The 16503-nt window shown below is 71.4% G+C and carries 17 protein-coding genes; 1 reads left to right on the plus strand and 16 read right to left on the minus strand.

Annotated elements, in window-relative coordinates; genetic code table 11:
• Positions 1–17 precede the first annotated feature (17 nt).
• The 7 genes from GB864_RS06590 to gad form a co-directional block, all read right to left on the minus strand.
• The gene (locus tag GB864_RS06590; RefSeq protein WP_336603899.1) at positions 18–2015 is read right to left on the minus strand and encodes a bifunctional copper resistance protein CopD/cytochrome c oxidase assembly protein; all 1998 of its coding nucleotides are present in this window, start codon (positions 2013–2015) and stop codon (positions 18–20) included.
• Positions 2016–2342: 327 nt separating this feature from the next.
• Positions 2343–2630: an HU family DNA-binding protein gene (locus GB864_RS06595; protein ID WP_160423552.1), complete on the minus strand. Its 288-nt coding sequence runs from the start codon at positions 2628–2630 to the stop codon at positions 2343–2345.
• Positions 2631–2908: 278 nt separating this feature from the next.
• Positions 2909–3214, minus strand: coding sequence for a 30S ribosomal protein S14 (gene rpsN / locus GB864_RS06600; protein ID WP_160423553.1), 306 nt, complete (start codon positions 3212–3214; stop codon positions 2909–2911).
• 3 nt (positions 3215–3217) lie between these two features.
• Positions 3218–3385 (minus strand): 50S ribosomal protein L33, encoded by a 168-nt coding sequence (rpmG, locus tag GB864_RS06605; RefSeq protein ID WP_160423554.1) that lies wholly within the window; start codon positions 3383–3385, stop codon positions 3218–3220.
• Positions 3385–3621: a 50S ribosomal protein L28 gene (gene rpmB, locus GB864_RS06610; protein WP_160423555.1), complete on the minus strand. Its 237-nt coding sequence runs from the start codon at positions 3619–3621 to the stop codon at positions 3385–3387. Before rpmB ends, rpmG begins: the two co-directional genes overlap by 1 nt.
• A 225-nt stretch (positions 3622–3846) precedes the next feature.
• Positions 3847–4476: a YrhK family protein gene (locus GB864_RS06615; protein ID WP_160423556.1), complete on the minus strand. Its 630-nt coding sequence runs from the start codon at positions 4474–4476 to the stop codon at positions 3847–3849.
• A 12-nt stretch (positions 4477–4488) separates the two neighbouring features.
• The gene (gene gad / locus GB864_RS06620; protein WP_160423557.1) at positions 4489–5856 is read right to left on the minus strand and encodes a glutamate decarboxylase; all 1368 of its coding nucleotides are present in this window, start codon (positions 5854–5856) and stop codon (positions 4489–4491) included.
• A 185-nt stretch (positions 5857–6041) separates the two neighbouring features.
• Here gad and GB864_RS06625 point away from each other — a divergent pair, with 185 nt between their 5' ends.
• A complete protein-coding gene (locus GB864_RS06625; RefSeq protein WP_336603900.1) occupies positions 6042–6770 on the plus strand; it encodes a M50 family metallopeptidase in 729 nt (242 codons plus the stop codon).
• Positions 6771–6927: 157 nt separating this feature from the next.
• Here the strand turns inward: GB864_RS06625 and GB864_RS06630 are convergent, their stop codons facing one another.
• From GB864_RS06630 to GB864_RS06670, 9 genes are all read right to left on the minus strand, one after another.
• Positions 6928–7824 (minus strand): glycine betaine ABC transporter substrate-binding protein, encoded by an 897-nt coding sequence (locus GB864_RS06630; protein ID WP_160423558.1) that lies wholly within the window; start codon positions 7822–7824, stop codon positions 6928–6930.
• 371 nt (positions 7825–8195) lie between these two features.
• Positions 8196–9110: an ABC transporter permease gene (locus GB864_RS06635; RefSeq protein WP_160423559.1), complete on the minus strand. Its 915-nt coding sequence runs from the start codon at positions 9108–9110 to the stop codon at positions 8196–8198.
• The gene (locus GB864_RS06640) at positions 9110–10552 is read right to left on the minus strand and encodes a quaternary amine ABC transporter ATP-binding protein (RefSeq protein WP_160423560.1); all 1443 of its coding nucleotides are present in this window, start codon (positions 10550–10552) and stop codon (positions 9110–9112) included. Before GB864_RS06640 ends, GB864_RS06635 begins: the two co-directional genes overlap by 1 nt.
• 507 nt (positions 10553–11059) lie before the next feature.
• Positions 11060–11500, minus strand: a complete 441-nt coding sequence (locus GB864_RS06645; protein ID WP_160423561.1) for a Fur family transcriptional regulator — start codon at positions 11498–11500, stop codon at positions 11060–11062.
• Between the two features lie 2 nt (positions 11501–11502).
• Positions 11503–12360, minus strand: coding sequence for a metal ABC transporter permease (locus tag GB864_RS06650; RefSeq protein ID WP_160423562.1), 858 nt, complete (start codon positions 12358–12360; stop codon positions 11503–11505).
• The gene (locus GB864_RS06655; protein WP_160423563.1) at positions 12360–13274 is read right to left on the minus strand and encodes a metal ABC transporter permease; all 915 of its coding nucleotides are present in this window, start codon (positions 13272–13274) and stop codon (positions 12360–12362) included. The genes GB864_RS06650 and GB864_RS06655 overlap by 1 nt, the downstream gene beginning before the upstream one ends.
• A 5-nt stretch (positions 13275–13279) precedes the next feature.
• Entirely contained in the window at positions 13280–14215 is a 936-nt protein-coding gene (locus GB864_RS06660; RefSeq protein ID WP_160423564.1) for a metal ABC transporter ATP-binding protein, read from the minus strand.
• 4 nt (positions 14216–14219) lie between these two features.
• Positions 14220–15305 carry a metal ABC transporter substrate-binding protein gene (locus GB864_RS06665; protein WP_160423565.1) on the minus strand — a complete coding sequence of 362 codons (1086 nt, stop codon included), beginning with the start codon at positions 15303–15305 and terminating at the stop codon, positions 14220–14222.
• A gap of 66 nt (positions 15306–15371) precedes the next feature.
• On the minus strand, positions 15372–16503 hold a 1132-nt coding region (locus GB864_RS06670), incomplete at its 5' end, for a dihydrolipoamide acetyltransferase family protein (protein WP_160423566.1).

Consider the following 16503-nt stretch of genomic DNA (forward strand, 5'->3'; position numbering starts at 1 on the left):
CTCCGGCTGCGGCGGCGTCAGTCCCCGCGGCGCGCGTCGCGCTCGGCCACGGCGGCCAGCTGCGCGTTGTAGGCCTCGAGCTCGGCCTCGCCGGTGCGGTCGGCGTGCCGGTCGCGGCGCTTCGTCTCCTTCTCGTCGGCCCGCGACCACTGGATCGCGACCGTGATCGCGAGCGCCAGGGTGGGGATCTCGCCGATCGACCAGGCGATGCCGCCGCCGAGCTGCTGGTCGACGAGGGCATCCGTGCCCCACCCCATCGCGCCGTACCAGTCGGCGAGCAGCAGGCCCTCCGCCATCATGATCGCGAGGCCGAAGAAAGCGTGCGCCGCCATCGTGATGAGCAGGAGCAGCAGCCGGAACGGGTAGGGCAGCCGGTAGGGCACCGGGTCGATGCCGATGAGCGACTGCACGAAGAGGTACCCCGAGATGAGGAAGTGCACGATCATCCACTCGTGGCCGATGTGGTCGACCATCGTCCAGCGGAAGAGCGGCGTGTAGTAGAAGACCCAGAGCGAGCCGACGAAGACGACGGCTGCGACGATCGGGTTCGCCACCACCTGGGCGAACTTCGTGTGCACCGCCCACAGGATCCATTCGCGGCCGCCCCGCGAACCGTCGTCGCGTTTGCGGATGGCCCGCGCCGCGAGCGTCACGGGCGCACCCGGCACGAGGAGCACCGGCACCGCCATCGTGAGCGCCATGTGCGCGCCCATGTGCGCGGAGAAGAGGACGTCCTGATAGACGTTGACGCCGCCGCCCGTGATGTAGACGAGGAGCAGGAGGCCTGCGACCCAGAGCACCGTGCGGTAGATCGGCCACTTGTCGCCGCGCCGGCGGAGGCGGATGACGCCCGCGACGTAGAAGAAGATGCCGAAACCGGCCGCGAGCAGCCAGATGAGGTCGAGGTCCCACTCGGTGAAGTAGCGGTACCAGTCCGGCCACGGGGGGAGCGGGGAGCCGGTGAGGATCTCGGCGGGCGTCGTCGTCGCAGCGATCGTGTCGTCGGACACGGGGCTCGCGGTGCGACCGAGGGCCGCCGCGAGGCCGGACGCGATGCCCATGAACGCGAGCTCGGCGACGATGATCGTCCAGAACGTGCCGAGGCCGGATGCCCGTTTCGCCGGGTCCGCGGCGACACGGTCGAGGCGCCGGATGAGCCGCGTGCGCCAGAGCGCGCCGAAGAGCCCGAGCGAGACGAGGGCGAGCACCTTGCCGATGACGATGATCCCGTAGTCGGTGCCGAGCCGATCCCACGCGCCGACGTTGATCGCGGCGCTCGCGTACCCCGAGATCGCGACGACCACGAAGCAGACGATCGCGACGGACGAGTAGCGGGCCATGACGACGGCGAGGCGCCGGGCATCCAGTTGCCGCTGCAGGATGACGATGGTGACGAGCCCGCCGAGCCAGACGGCCGCGAACACGATGTGCAGGCCGAGGGCGGCGATCGCCGCGTTGTGGCTGCCTGCGGAGGCGGCGTGGCCCTGCTGCACCATCGGGACGAGGGTCGCGACGGCGAGGACGCCGAGGAAGAGCACCGCGACCTGGTTGCGCACCGCGAACGCGAGCACCGTCACGGCGGCGGCGCCGAGCGTGACGAGCAGCCACGCGCGGCCGAGCTCGATCTCGGTGAGGAAGACGCCGAGCGAGGAGCCGAAGGTCGAGTCGAACGTGACGGTCTTGCCCGTCACGAGCAGGAAGTTCAAGAAGCCGACCGAGGCCGCGCTCACTGTGAGGAGTCCGGCGGAGCCGGCGGCGACGTCGAGCGCCAGGCCGTACTCCCGCTCCTTCTTCGGGCTGAGTGCGAAGACCGCGAGGAGGATCGCCCCGAGCATGCCCGCGGCGCCGAGATTGACGCCGAGCTTCGCGACCGGGAGTCCCCAGCGCACGACGGGGCCCGGGTCCTGCAAGGGGAGCGGTGCCGCGCCGCCGCCGAACACCAGTCCGCCGACGAGGACGGCGAGGGCGACGAGGGCGAGCAGGGCAGGGCCGAGCACACGGACGGATCGGGGCACCGGCCAAGCCTATGCGCCCGCAGCCTGCGTGTTCCCTGGCCGAGCGGTCGTACCGGGTTTCCGTCGGTCGAGTCGGCGCCCCTCGAGGTCGACCGTGCGGACCGTTGGTCGAGTGGCGACGAAGGAGCGTAACGAGAGCACCGCGACGTCAGCTCATCGGGTCTCGATACGCTTCGCTACTCGACCAGCGGGTGAGACGCGAAGCGTAGCGAGAGCACCGCGACGCCGGCTCATCAGGTCTCGATACGCTTCGCTACTCGACCAGCAGTGGACGCGGAACGGGGCGCCCGGACCGCAGTCCGAGCGCCCCGTCCGGGCGTGGCGAGATTACTTCGCGGCGGCCTTGAGCTTCGAGCCGGCCGAGACCTTGACCGAGAAACCGGCCGGGATCTCGATGGTCGCGCCGGTCTGCGGGTTGCGACCGGTGCGCGCGGCGCGCGACGTGCGCTCGACGGCGAGCCAGCCCGGGATCGAGACCTTCGTGCCCGAGCCGACGGCGTCGGCGAGCTCGGCGAAGAGACCGCCGAGCACGGCGTCGACGGTGGCCTGGCTCTGACCGGTCGAGGCCGCGATCTTCGCGACGAGCTCGGTCTTGTTCAGCGACTTGTCAGCCATTGAGTGTCCTCCTCGGACCTTTCACTGCTTGTTCAGCAATTCCTTGTTGAGCGGCGCGGGTATTCCGCCCCGCATCCCCCTGGCCGAACGGCCGCCTCGAATGTAACAGAGATGCGCGGAAACACGCGGATTTCCGGCGTTCCGAGGGCATTCGCCACCGCGTGTCCGCCGCCCGCGAACACCGGCACCCGTGTCGGTTCCGACACCGGGCCCGGAAACGGCGAAGGGGCGCCGGTCGGAAGAATCCGACCGGCGCCCCTTCGGACGCTGCTGCGTGCTTACCAGCTCGACTTGGTGATGCCGGGCAGCTCGCCGCGGTGCGCCATGTCGCGGAAGCGGACACGCGAGATGCCGTACTTCGAGAGCACACCGCGGGGGCGGCCGTCGATGGCGTCGCGCGAGCGCAGGCGGACCGGCGACGCGTTGCGGGGGAGCTTCTGGAGGCCGTTGCGGGCCGCCTCGCGGGACTCGTCGGTCCCGTTGGGGTCAATGAGCGCCTTCTTGAGTTCGAGGCGCTTGGCCGCGTAGCGGTCGACGATCTCCTGGCGCTGGTTGTTGCGCGCGATCTTGCTCTTCTTAGCCATGGATCAACGCTCCTCTCGGAAGTCGACGTGCTTGCGGATCACCGGGTCGTACTTCTTCAGCACGAGTCGGTCGGGGTTGTTGCGGCGGTTCTTCTTCGTCACGTACGTGAAGCCCGTGCCGGCGGTCGACCGAAGCTTGATGATCGGTCGGATGTCCTGCGCTTTAGCCATTAGAGCTTCACCCCACGTGCGAGAAGGTCCTTGACGACGGACTCGATGCCGCGCGCGTCGATCACCTTGATGCCCTTGGCGGACAGCGTCAGGGTCACGTTACGGCGAAGCGACGGCACGTAGTACGTCTTCTTCTGGATGTTCGGGTCGAACCGACGCTTCGTGCGACGGTGCGAGTGCGAGATCGCGTGGCCGAAGCCGGGAACGGCTCCAGTCACCTGGCACACTGCTGCCATTGGTCTTTCCTCCTAGTACCGAGGAGCCGGACGGCTCCTCCCAAGATCACTTGTCGGCGGACACGCCCCACCCTCGTCGCTTCGAACGACTCGGCTAGATACGGGGAATGTCCACGGTCTGGACGGTGGAAGCGCCCAGCCAAAGGGAGAGCCTACCAGAGGCGGCGCTGCGACGAGAATCCCCTCAGGGTTTCACCAGGCCCGCCCGGACGCCGATCCGCCCGGTCATTCCGCGGCCCGCCGCGAGAGCAGCGCGGCCGCCAGGAAGCACAGCGCGCCGATGAGCGTCCCGAGGTTCGCCCAGAACGCGCTGAGCAGGGTGTCGGTCGTCGGCACGACGTAGGCGCCGACCGCCGAGACGCCGAACGCGATCGAGCCGAGCAGATTCAGCCAGGTGCCGTGCCACGTGCGGGCATCCGGATCCCAGAGCCTCCCCCGGTCCCGCGTGGCCACCACGGCCAGCGCGCTCGCGACGAGGAAGGCGATCGAGCCGACCGCATCCGGCCGCCAGCCCGCGCCGAGGCGGGTCGGATCGGCGATCGCCGCCGCGAGCGCGACGCCGGTGCTGACGTTGAAGCAAAGGGTGCCGACGAACTGCACGGCCGCGGCGAACCAATCGGCACGGTCGGCGGGCTCGGTGCCGGGTCGCGGCGGTCGCCGACCGCTGAGGCTCAGCTGCACGAACCCGGCCGCCGTGAAGAGGATCGAGCCGACGAAGAACACCCAGCCCGCTCCGACCGGCCCCGCCCACGCGGCGAACCACGGCAGCGCGGCCACGAAGAAGCAGCACGACCCGGTCGCGAAGCCCCAGGCCTCGCGACGCAGTCGAGTGGTCCGCGCGACGACGCGAGGCATCCGCGCTCCGTCTCAGTGGTGGAAGGTGGTCTTGATGCCCGCCTCCGGCATGGGCTGCTCGAGCTCGTCGAGGTAGGCCGTCTCCGTGCGGATGTCGCGCAGCAGGTCCTCGGCGAGGTCGCGGCTGAGGCCGTTGCGGCAGACGATGCGCATGACCGTCTGGTCCGTCTGCTCGCCCGAGAGCGGATAGGCGGGCACGAGCCACCCGCGGATGCGCAGCCGCTCGGAGAGGTGATGCAGGTCCCACTTGTCGGTGTAGCCCGGTTTGATGCGCCACGCGAAGACGGGGATGTCGCTGCCGTCGGTGAGCAGCTCGTACGGTGCGAGTTCGCTGACGCCCTTCGAGAGGAACTGGGCGACGCGCTGGGAGGCGAGCTGGATCGCCGTGAACCCGATGCGCCCGAGCCGGACGAACCGGTAGTACTGCAGCAGCACCTGCGCGCCGGGTCGAGAGAAGTTCAACGCGAGCGTCGGCATCTCGCCGCCGAGGTAGCTGACCTTGAACACGAGCTCCTCGGGCAGCGCCGCCGTGTTGCGCCACACCACCCAGCCGACGCCGGGGTAGACGAGCCCGTACTTGTGCCCGGACGTGTTGATCGACTGCACGCGCGGCACGCGGAAGTCCCACTCGAGCTCGGGCTGCAGGAACGGCGCGATCATCGCGCCGGAGGCGCCGTCGACGTGGATCGGGATGTCGAGACCGGTGCGCTCCTGGATGCCGTCGAGGATGCGGCCGATCTCGGCCACGGGCTCGTACGCGCCCGTGTAGGTGACGCCCATGAGCACGACGACGCCGATGGTGTTCTCGTCGACGACGTCCTCCAGTCCGGTGCCGTCCATGATCGGATGCTCGTCGGTCGTGGGGATCAAGCGCATCTCCACGTCGAAGTAGTTGCAGAACTTCTCCCAGCACACCTGCACGGCGCTGCTCATGATGAGGTTCGGCTTGTCTGCCGGCTTGCCGGCCGCGACGCGGGCGGCCCGCCAGCGGCGCTTCAGCGCGAGCCCGCCGAGCATGCAGGCCTCCGAGGAGCCGATGGTGGAGGTGCCGATGACGTCGGACGGGTCGGGGACGCTCCAGAGGTCGGCGAGGATGCGCCAGCAGTACTCCTCGATCGCCGCCGTCGCCGGGTACTCGTCCTTGTCGATCATGTTCTTGTCGAACGAGTCGTGGTACAGCCGGTCGGCGTGCTCGTCCATCCACGTGCCGACGAATGTGGCGAGGTTGAGCCGCGCGTTCCCGTCGAGCATCGTCTCGTCGCGCACGATGCGGTACGCGGTCTCGGCGAGCAGCTCGCCGTCGGGCATCCGCGTGTATCTCGCCGTCCCCGTTTCGCCGATCCGAGCGAACAAGGGCGTCAGTGCTTCGTCTTCGTTCATGGTTCCCCCCGGGCCGCGAACTCGCGCGACCCCGGTGCGGGGTCGCGACGCGCCGAAAGCTACACCAGGCGCGGCGGCGCCGGGACGGATGCGGTCCGAGGGTTCCGCCCGGCCCGTCGCTGCGAACACGCTTCGGGCGAGCGCGCGATGTCCGACGGTCCCGCCGGATCGGGCAGGATGCTCTGGTGCCCGACTCCCCCGATCTGTGGGCGCTCGTCGCCCCGACGACGCCCGTCGCCCTGTCCTGGACCGTGATCGCCGTCATCGTCGTCGCCGCGGCCGCCCTCAGCATCCCCCGCGCGACGTGGCGCTGGTTCGGCCTCGTCACGACGCTCGTGCACGAGCTCGGCCACGCGTCGGCTGCGCTGCTCACGGGACGTGTCGTGCGCGGCATCCGCATCCGCGCCGACCAGTCGGGCGAGATGCTGAGCGCCGGCGTGCGCGGGCACGTGCTCAGCGGGATCGCGGGCTATCCCGCGCCCGCGATCGTCGGGACGCTGCTGATGTGGGCGGTCACGCAGGGCTGGCAGGCGCCGGCGCTCGCGATCATCGCGGTCGCGCTCGTGCTCTCGCTGCTCGTGATCCGCAACGCGGTCGGCCTCGGCATCGTCGTCGGCTCGCTCGCGGCGAGCGTCGCCCTGCTGCTGTTCGCGACCCCGGAGTGGCAGGCGTGGTCGCTGCTCGCCGTCGGGCTGGCCCTCCTGGTGGGCGCGTGGCGCGGGCTCGGGGCCGTGCTCGCCGTGCACGCGCGTCGCCGCGACCTGCAGAGCTCCGACGCCTGGCTGCTCGCGCGCCGCACGGGCATCCCCTCGTTCGTCTGGCTGTTCGTCTTCATCGTGGTCATCGCCGGCAGCACGGCGCTCGCCGCCTGGACGCTCGCGAGCGACCTCGGCGTGAACCCGCTGGTCGAGTAGCGAAGCGTATCGAGACCTCGCAGGATGCCGCTCCCGGCCCGCGAGGAGAGCTCACGAGGTCTCGATACGCTCCTGCGTCGCTACTCGACCGACGAGCACGAAAGCGGGCGACGGCCCCGCCCAGGGAACCGCCGCCCGCCGCTTCGGGGAGCCGGACTCAGCTCGTGAGCGAGTCGACGTACTCCTGGTTGTCGGCGATCCAGTCGGCGACCACGGGGCCGTAGTCGTCGCCGTCGTACTCGTTGAACATGGCGTTCTCGAGCGAGTAGAGCAGGTCGGAGTCCATCGTGAAGTCCTCGAGCCAGCCGCTCAGCGTCGGGAAGTCCTCGGTGAAGCTCTTCGAGCCGAACGAGTGGATGCTCTCGGCGTCGCCGAGGGCGCCCTCCGGGTCCTCGAGCGTCTTGATGGGGAACGCGTCGTAGGCCCAGTGCGGGGTCCAGAGGGTGACGGCGACGTTCTCGCCGGCATCCGTCGCGGCCTTCAGCTCGCTGAGCATCGCCGGCGTCGACGAGGTCGTGTACTCCAGGTCCTCGAGGCCGTAGGCCGGGATGACGCTCTCCGTCGTGACCCGGTTGAGGCCGGAGCCGGACTCGATGCCGACGAGCTGGTTGCCGAAGAGGTCGGCGTTGTCGGCGAGTTCGGCGAGGGAGTCGATCGGAGCATCCTCGTTGACCGCGATGGTGAGGGCGGCATCCTCGTTCCAGGCGCCGAGGTCGACCATGTCGTCGCCGTACTGCTCGATGTAGTCGGCGTGCGTGATGGGCAGCCAGGTGTCGAGCACGACGTCGTAGTCGTCGGTCGTCAGGCCCGAGTAGGCGGGCGCGGGGTCGGCGTACTCGAGGGTGACGTCGTAGCCCTGCTCCTCGAGGATCGCCTTCCACAGCTCGGAGGCCGCGATGCCCTCGTCCCAGCCGTTGAACACGGCGATGGTGAGGTCCTGGCGGTCGCCGTTGTCGAGGGCCTCGGCCTCGGTCGACGAGCAGCCCGCGAGGGTGAGGGCCGCGATGCCGGCGGTCGCGATGCCGGCGAACAGGGTGCGCTTGGTGCGCTGCATGGGTGTTCCTTTCGTCCCCGCGTGCTGTGGCGCGGGTGATCGGGTGTCGCCGCGGTTGTCCGCGGACGTTTGGGGTTCGCCGGTCGAGTCGGGGCGCCGGCGCCGCGTCCCACCCGTCGGTCGAGTAGGCGCGCCGGCGCCGTATCGAGACTTCGCGAGGTCCCCTCGGGGGTCTCGATACGCTCCTTCGTCGCTACTCGACCGGCGCAGTCGGGTCTCGATACGCTCCTCCGTCGCTACTCGACCGGCGCAGTCGGGTCTCGATACGCTCCTCCGTCGCTACTCGACCGGCGCAGTCGGGTCTCGATACGCTCCTCCGTCGCTACTCGACCGGCGGGATCTGTCGCTCCTCGACCGGCGAGGATGCGCCGCTAGGCGACCAGCGCCGGTTCGCGCTCGGGCACCGGCGAGGGCGCCACATCCTGCTTCGACGCCGCCTTCCGGCGCGTCCAGGGCGCGGTCCAGCCGTTGCCGAACGCGCCGGTCGCGCGGTCGAGGATGATCGCGAGGATGACGACCGAGAGGCCGGCCTCGAATCCGAGGGCGACGTCGATGCGTCCGAGTGACTGCACGACCTGGCCGCCGAGTCCGCCCGCGCCGACCATGCCGGCGATGACGACCATCGAGAGGGCGAGCATGATGACCTGGTTGACGCCGGCCATGATCGAGGGCATCGCGAGCGGCAGCTGGATCTGACGGAGGATCCGGCCGGGCGAGGAGCCGAAGGCCTGGCCGGCCTCGACGACCTCGCGGTCGACGCCGCGGATGCCGAGCTCGGTGAGGCGAACGCCGGGCGCCATCGCGAACACGATCGTCGCGATGATGCCGGGCACGACGCCGACGCGGAAGAGGATGAGCGCGGGGATCAGGTAGACCATCGCGGGCATCGTCTGCATGAAGTCGAGGATCGGCCGGATGACGCGCGAGGCGGCGTCCGATCGGGCGGCGAGGATGCCCACGGGGATCGCGATCGCGATCGCCACGAGCGAGGCGACGAGCACGAGAGCGAGCGTCGACATCGCGTTCTCCCACTGGTCGACGCCGACGATCACGAGCAGCCCGACGGCCGTGCCGACCGCGAACTTCCAACCCTTCGCGAGCCACGCGACGGCGGCGAGCGCCAGGATGACGATCCAGAACGGCGGGACCGTGAGCACGGCCTCGAGGCCGTCGTAGAAGCCGTCGAAGATCGTGCGGATGACGGCGAAGAAGCCGCCGAGCGTGTCGGTCAGGAACTCGACGACGGCCTCGGCCCAGTCGCCGACGGGGATGCGGAAGCCGTCCATCAGGCGATCCCTCCGTTCGTCGCGGCGGCCGCGGGCGGCAGGTCGCCGTCCTCACGGGCATCCTCGGTTCCGGCTCGTCGTGCGTCGGCGAGCGCCGCCTCGGCGCCGGCGAGCGTGGCCTGGATGACCTCGACGGGCACGGTCACCGGCGGAACGGCCACGGGCAGCTCGCCCGTCTCGGTCGTGACGTTGCCGAGGGCCGCGAGCAGGGTGACCCGCGGCACGACGCCGACGAGGCGCTCGCGCTCGTCGACGACCGCGATGGGCGCCTCGTGCTCGACACTCGTCGCAAAGAGCTCCGCGAGGTGCACGTCGGGCGCGATGCGCGGCACGTCGGTCCGGATCGCGGAGTCGAGCGAGCGTTCGCCGCGCTGCACGAGCCGCAGCACGTCGCGGTCGTGCACGACGCCGACGAGCTTGCGGCCGCCGGTGACGACGAGCGCGCTCGAGGTCTCCTGCTCGAGCATCGTGCGGAGCGCGGCGCGCGGTCCGGCCGACTGCGCCACGACGGCGCGCGGCGCCTGCATGACGTTGGCGGCGGTGAGCACGCGGGCGCGGTCGACGTCGGCGACGAACTGCGCGACGTAGTCGTCGGCGGGATCGGTGAGGATCTCCTCGGCGGTGCCGAGCTGCACGATGCGGCCGTCGCGCATGACGGCGATGCGGTCGCCGAGGAACATCGCCTCGTTGAGGTCGTGCGTGATGAACACGATCGTCTTGCCGAGCTCCTGCTGGAGCTCGACGAGCTGCTCCTGCATCTCGCGCCGGATCAGGGGGTCGAGGGCGGAGAACGCCTCGTCCATGAGCAGGATGTCGGTGTCGGCGGCGAGCGCGCGGGCCAGCCCGACGCGCTGCTGCATGCCGCCCGAGAGCTCGGACGGGAGCTTGTCGCCCCAGCCGCCGAGGCCGACGGTCTCGAGCACGCGCTCGGCGCGCTCCCGGCGCGCCGCCGGCGGCACGCCCTGGATCTCGAGCCCGTAGGCGGCGTTGTCGCGCACCGTTCGGTGCGGCAGCAGCGCGAAGTGCTGGAAGACCATCGAGACGTGCTCGCTGCGGATGGCGCGCACCCGCTTCGCGGAGACGCCGGTGAGCTGCTCCCCCATCACCCGGACGCTGCCGGCGGTGGGCTCCTGCAGGCCGTTGAGCATGCGGATGAGCGTCGATTTGCCGGAGCCGGAGAGACCCATGACGACGAAGATCTCGCCGCGGCGCACCTCGAAGTCGGCGTCGATCACGGCGGCGGTGCCCAGTTGGGCGAGTTCGGTGCGGCTCGCGCCGGCCCGGAGCCGCTCGAGGGCCTGGTCGGGCTTGCGGCCGAAGAACTTGGTGAGTCCCCGGACTTCGAGGGCGGGTGCCTCCCCCGACGGCGGTGCGGCGGAGGGGTCGGGATGGACGGCGGACGCGACGGGCGCGGCCGGGTCGGTCAGTGCGGTTGCGGACATGTGTGCTCCCGCGCCGTCGACGGACACCGGGCACGCCGAAGGGCGCGCTCGCGATGCTCGTGATGCACGACGACGCTCGGGTCACGACCGGGTTGACGGCACTCGGAACGCCGCCTCGAGCCCGATCGAATTGCTGTGGTCGATCGGGCGATACGAACGTTCGTCGTCCCGGGCATTCGGTGCCCGGAACCGTGCCGCCGAACCATACGACCGTCGCGTTCGGGCTCGTTCGAGACCTCGCGCGGCGGGCGCGGACTGGGCGGGTGCGGCCCTCGCGGGCCGTTCCTCCACGCTATACAGGTTCGACGACGGGTCTCAAACCGAGCGTTGGGAAATCGTGCTGATCAGGCATTTCATACTCCCAGTTCGGCGACACCTGTCGTTCAGGTTACGCTGCCCCACCGGCCAACCCCCGCTGGTCGAGTAGCGGCGAAGCCGCCCGTTGGTCGAGTAGCGGCGAAGCCGCGTATCGAGACCGCCCGCACGACCTCGACCGGGCCTTCGCCCTTACTCGACCGGCCGCCGACCGTCGGCCGAGCACTCCGCGCACAGGCCGAAGACGTCGACGACGTGCGCCGCTCGCGTGAAGCCGTGCTCCGCGGCGACCTGCTGCGCCCACGACTCGACCGAGTCCGCCGAGATCTCGACCGTGAGCCCGCAGTTGCGGCAGATGAGGTGGTGGTGGTGCCCCGTGGAGCACGCGCGGTAGAGCGCCTCGCCCTCGGGCGACTGCAGCGTGTCGGCGTCGCCCGCGGCCGCGAGGGTGCCGAGGGCGCGGTAGACCGTGGCGAGCCCCACCGTCGAACCGGCCCGCTGCAGCTGCGAGTGCAGGGCCTGCGCGCTCACGAAGCCCTCGGTGTCGGCGAGCGCCTCTCGGACGGCCTCGCGCTGCTTCGTGGTGCGCTGCACGGCGGTCCGCGGAGCGGTGTTCTCGAGATCCGGCGTCATGGTCACGCCTCCTGGGGGGTTCGGATGGACGGGGTGGAGCGGTCGGCGTCGGGGATGCCCGATGCCCGCGCGCGGCGCGACCCGCGGGCCCGCTCGACGACGAGTGCGATGGCGAACACCGCCGCGGCGATCAACGCGATCGCCGGGCCGGCCGCGATGGCGAACCAGCGCGAGCACAGCACGCCGAGCACGCCGGCGCCGGCCCCGATGAGCGGGGCGACGATCGCGACGCCGCGGAACGTGCGCATCAGCCGCTGCGCGGCGGCGGCCGGTGCGGCGAGCAGCGCGATCGCGAGGATGGCGCCGACCGCGGGCAGCGCGCTCACGACGGCCGTCGCGATGAGCGCGAGCACGAGCACCTCGATGCCGCGGGCCCGGTAGCCCGCGGCGCGGAAGCCGACCGGGTCGAACGTCGAGAAGGCGATCTCCTTGCCGAAGAGCAGGAACACGGCGATCGCGACGACGAGCAGCGCCCCGGCGAGCCAGACGTCGCCCGTCGACACCGTGAGGATCGATCCGACGAGGAACGACTCCGCGTGCACGGGGACCGGCAGCAGCGCCTGCAGCAGCACGCCCAGCGCGAACCCGCCGGTCAGCACGATGCCCGCGGCGACGTCGGGACCCTGCGACCGGATGCGCGCGAGCGCCTGCATGGCGGCGACGATGCCGACGGCCGCGATCGCCGCGCCGAGCGGGATCGCGATGCCGAGCGCCGCCGCGGCGACGGCGCCGGGGAAGGTCGCGTGCGTGAGCGCCTGGGCGAAGAACGTGCGGCGGCGCAGCACGACGAGCGTGCCGACGAGCCCCGATCCGGCGCCGATGAGCACGGCGGCGAGCAGCGCCTGTGCGAAGTACCCCATCAGCGCACCGCCTCCCGGGCGACCCGCGACCGAGATGCGGTCTCGCGCGCCGCGGCATCCGGCGCCGTGTCGCCGCCGAACGCCGCGCGCAGGGCGAGCACCAGCAGGTACCCGAGCACGAAGACGGCGACCACAGTCGCCCCGGCGGGCAGGTTCACCCCGCCGCCGACGGACACGGCGTAGTTCGCCGCGAGTCCGAGCCAGGACGCGAGCATCCCGAAGCCCGCGGCCACGGGGAAGAGCCACCACAGCCGCGCGGTGACGAGGCGCGCGACCGCACCCGGCACGATGAGCAGGGCGAGCACGAGCAGACTGCCGATCGCGGATGCCGCCGCGACGACGACGAGCGCGATGGCGACGTTGAGCACGAGGTCGAGCACGGTGATGCGCAGGCCCGCCGCGCGCGCGGCGAGCGGATCGAATGCCCGCATGACCTGCTGTTTGAGGGTGAGCAGCACGAGCACGACGGCGATCCCGGCGATGGCGAGGATGCCCGGCAGCTCGGCATCCGTCACGGTCAGCACCCGGCCGAACAGCAGCGACTCGAGCTCGCCCGCGTAGTCGGTGCCGAGCGAGACGACGATCACGCCGACGGAGAACGTCGCGGTCAGCACGATCGCGATGGACGCGTCGGACCCCGTGCGCGAGCGCCCGAGCCAGCTCAGGATGCCCGCCGCGATGAGCGCGGCGATCGCCGCCCCCGGCAGCAGGCCCGCGGTGCCCGCCACGGCGAAGCCGATCGCGAGGCCGGGGAAGACGGCGTGGGAGAGTCCGTCGCTGATGAACTCGAGGCGGCGCAGGTTCACGAGCACCCCGACGATGCCCGCCGCGAACGAGAGGCCGAGCAGCACGACGAGCGCCCGCGCCAGGAACGGGAGCTGGAACGCGCCGAACAGGGCGTCGCCGATCGTCATCGCGCTCACTGCCCGTGGTGGTCGGGCACGACGAGGGTGTGCTCGTCGAGCTCGACGCCGACGTCCTCGAAGCAGCGCTGCACGTTGCCGAGCGTGAGGGTCGTCGCGGTCGGGCCGAACGCGAACTGGCTGCCGTTGAGCAGCAGCACCGAGTCGCACGCCTCGCGGGCGAGGTCGAGGTCGTGGGTGGAGACGATCACCGCGACGCCGCGCGCGGTGAGGAAGCGGATGGTGCGCAGCAGCGCCTCGCGGTTGGGACGGTCGAGGCCGTTGAACGGCTCGTCGAGCAGCAGCAGCCGGGGCTCGGCCGCGAAGGCGCGGGCGATGAAGCCGCGTTGCCGCTGCCCGCCCGAGAGCGCCCCGAACGGCGTCGTCGCGTGCTCGGCGAGGTCGACGGCGGCGATCGCGTCGCGCACGACCTGCCGGTCGCACTTGCCCGGCCAGCGGAACCACCCGAGACGCCGGTAGCGCCCCTGCATGACGACCTGCTCGAGCGTGATGGGGAAGCCGAGGTCGACGTCGGCCGTCTGGGGGAGGTAGCCCACGTGCCCGTGGTCGGTGCGCGTGCCCTCGGCCCCGGCATCCATGGCGCCGGCGACGAGCGGGACGAGCCCGAGGATGCCCGTGATGAGCGTCGATTTGCCGGCGCCGTTCGGGCCGATGAGGGCGACGGCCTCCCCCTCGTGCACGTCGAAGTGCAGGTCGCCGATGCCGGCGCCGCCCGGATGCCGGAACGCGGCGTCGCGGAGCCGCAGCACGACCGGCGCCGACGCGAAGTCGCGGCCGTGCACGCAGTCCGGGTCGAGATCGGCGCCGTGCGCCAGTGCGCCGAGGGAGCCCGTCGGTCCGGCTTCGCCGACGGGCCGGACCGCGGGCACGCCGACGGCGGCGACCGAACCGGTCGCCGCCTCGGGGACGCGCTCGTCCGAAGCTCCGCTCATGCGGTCATCCTGCCAGCGAATCGGGCAGCGCCGGGACGCTCGCGCCCCACGATCCGACGATCTGCGTGATGTTGTGGATCTGCGACGCGAGGTACGTCGCGCCGTCCGAGCCGGGCTCGCCGAGCGAGTCGCCGTAGAGGGCGTCGGGGCCCGAGTACACGGCAACGCCGGCCTCGGTCGCGATGGTCTCGGCGGTCGCGGGCGAGATGGACGTCTCGGAGAACACGGCCTGGACACCGGTCTGCTCGATCGCGGCGACGAGCGCGTCGATCTGCGCGGCCGACGGCTCGGCGTTGTCGTCGAAGCTCGGGATGACGCTGCCGACGAAGGTGATGTCGAACTCGTCGACGAAGTACGTGAAGGCGTCGTGGTTGGTCACCAGCAGGCGCTCGGCGACGGGCACGGGGTCGATCGCGGCATCCGCCCAGGAGTCGAGGTCGTCGAGCAGGCCGAGGTAGTCGGCCCTCGCCGTCTCGAGCGCGGCGGCGTCGATGCCGTCGAGGTCGCCGAGCCCGCCGGCGATGTTGCCGACCATCGTCTCGGCGTTCTCGATGCTCGTCCAGATGTGCGGGTTGCCCTCGGCGTGGTCGTGGTCGTCCTCGGCGTGCGCGTCGTCCGACTCGCCCTCGTGGCCGACCTCCTCGGCGTGGTCGTGATCGTGGTCGGACTCCCCCGTCTCGGCGAGCTCGATGCCCGTCGAGGCGTCGATGAGCACGCCGTCGAAGCCGCTCGCCGAGGTCGCGTCGTCGATCCAGGTCTCGAGTCCGGCCCCGTTGACGACGAGCGCGTCGGCGGAGGCGAGCGCCGCGAGCTGGGCGGCGGACGGGTCGAACGAGTGCGCCGACTGGCCCGGCTGGATGAGCTGGGTGATCCCGGCCTGGTCCCCCACGAGCTCGCTCGTGAAGTCGCCGACCTGCGTGGTCGTAGCGACGATCTGCAGCGAGCCGTCGTCGCCCGCGGCGGGCCCGCCGGCGCACCCGGCGAGCACGAGCACTCCGGCGACGCCGAGCGCGGCGACCGCGCCCGTCTTCGCGACGCGCCCCGTTCGGGGTCGGGAAGGACGGCGGGCGTGCTCGGGCTGCGGGTTCATGTCCCCCAACCTAGTTCTAAATGAGAACGATTGTCAATCTCACCGGAACGACGCCCGGTCGACCCGTCACTCGAGCAGCAGTGCGGGCTCCTCGATGATCGACGCCACGTCGGCCAGGAACCGCGACGCGACGTCGCCGTCGACGACGCGGTGGTCGAAGCTCGCGCCGACGGTCGTGACGAAGCGCGGCCGCACCTCGCCGTCGACGACCCACGGCTTCTGCTTGATCGTGCCGAGCGCGACGATCGCGACCTCGCCCGGGTTCAGGATCGGCGTGCCCGTGTCCATGCCGAAGACGCCGATGTTCGTCACGGTGATCGTGCCGTGCTGCATCTCGGCGGGCTGCGTGCGGCCCTCGCGCGCCGTGAGCGTGAGCTGCTCGAGCGCCGTCGCGAGCTCGACCATCGACATCGACTGCGCGTCTTTCACGTTCGGCACGATGAGGCCGCGCGGCGTCGCGGCGGCGACGCCGAGGTTCACGTAGTGCTTGACGATGATCTCCGAGTCGGTCCACTGCGCGTTGACGCTCGGGTTGCGGCGCACGGCCCAGATGATCGCCTTCGCCATGACGAGCAGCGGCGACACCTTGACGGTCGCGTAGTCGGGCGAGGCCTTCAGCCGCTTGACGTACTCCATCGTGCGCGTGGCATCCACGTCGACGAACACCGACACGTGCGGCGCCGAGTACGCGCTCGACACCATCGCCTGCGCGATCGCCTTGCGCACGCCCTTGACCGGGATGCGTTCCTCGCGCCCGGACGGCACGTCCGGCGTCGTGATGTTGCGGAACACGCTCGCCTGGTTCGCCTCGCGGATGACGTCTTCGCGGGTGACCTCGCCGCGCTCGCCCGTCGGGCTGACGCGCGCGAGCTCGACGCCGAGGTCCTTCGCGAGCTTGCGGATCGGCGGCTTCGCGAGCACGGGGTAGCCGGCCGAGCCCTGCGTCGTGCGCGCCGGGACGGCCTGCGCCACCGCGGCGGCGAGCGCGTCGGACGCCGCAGCGGGCGCGACGGCCGGCTCCGGGGCGTCGGGCACGGCAGGGGCGAACCGATCGTGGGCGACGGATGCCTCGGGGTGGCGTCGACGGCGACGCGACTCCGGCAGGCCCGACGTGCCGTGGCCGACGAGCACGGCGCCGCCGCCCTCCTCGGCCGCCGCGGGTGCGGGAGCGGGAGCGGGCTCGGCCGCCGGGGCCGGG

The sequence above is a fragment of the Agromyces seonyuensis genome, from assembly GCF_009789225.1.
GTDB classification, from domain to species: Bacteria; Actinomycetota; Actinomycetes; order Actinomycetales; family Microbacteriaceae; genus Agromyces; species Agromyces seonyuensis.

What these genes read in the sequence shown, in the direction of transcription:
- GB864_RS06630 (WP_160423558.1), bottom strand. Translation starts at nt 7,824, where the DNA reads ATGCAGCGCACCAAGCGCACCCTGTTCGCCGGCATCGCGACCGCCGGC.
- GB864_RS06665 (WP_160423565.1), bottom strand. Translation starts at nt 15,305, where the DNA reads ATGAACCCGCAGCCCGAGCACGCCCGCCGTCCTTCCCGACCCCGAACG.
- gad (WP_160423557.1), bottom strand. Translation starts at nt 5,856, where the DNA reads ATGAACGAAGACGAAGCACTGACGCCCTTGTTCGCTCGGATCGGCGAA.
- GB864_RS06655 (WP_160423563.1), bottom strand. Translation starts at nt 13,274, where the DNA reads ATGACGATCGGCGACGCCCTGTTCGGCGCGTTCCAGCTCCCGTTCCTG.
- GB864_RS06635 (WP_160423559.1), bottom strand. Translation starts at nt 9,110, where the DNA reads ATGGACGGCTTCCGCATCCCCGTCGGCGACTGGGCCGAGGCCGTCGTC.
- rpmB (WP_160423555.1), bottom strand. Translation starts at nt 3,621, where the DNA reads ATGGCAGCAGTGTGCCAGGTGACTGGAGCCGTTCCCGGCTTCGGCCAC.
- rpmG (WP_160423554.1), bottom strand. Translation starts at nt 3,385, where the DNA reads ATGGCTAAAGCGCAGGACATCCGACCGATCATCAAGCTTCGGTCGACC.
- GB864_RS06660 (WP_160423564.1), bottom strand. Translation starts at nt 14,215, where the DNA reads ATGAGCGGAGCTTCGGACGAGCGCGTCCCCGAGGCGGCGACCGGTTCG.
- GB864_RS06650 (WP_160423562.1), bottom strand. Translation starts at nt 12,360, where the DNA reads ATGGGGTACTTCGCACAGGCGCTGCTCGCCGCCGTGCTCATCGGCGCC.
- GB864_RS06595 (WP_160423552.1), bottom strand. Translation starts at nt 2,630, where the DNA reads ATGGCTGACAAGTCGCTGAACAAGACCGAGCTCGTCGCGAAGATCGCG.
- GB864_RS06640 (WP_160423560.1), bottom strand. Translation starts at nt 10,552, where the DNA reads ATGTCCGCAACCGCACTGACCGACCCGGCCGCGCCCGTCGCGTCCGCC.
- rpsN (WP_160423553.1), bottom strand. Translation starts at nt 3,214, where the DNA reads ATGGCTAAGAAGAGCAAGATCGCGCGCAACAACCAGCGCCAGGAGATC.
- GB864_RS06615 (WP_160423556.1), bottom strand. Translation starts at nt 4,476, where the DNA reads ATGCCTCGCGTCGTCGCGCGGACCACTCGACTGCGTCGCGAGGCCTGG.
- GB864_RS06645 (WP_160423561.1), bottom strand. Translation starts at nt 11,500, where the DNA reads ATGACGCCGGATCTCGAGAACACCGCTCCGCGGACCGCCGTGCAGCGC.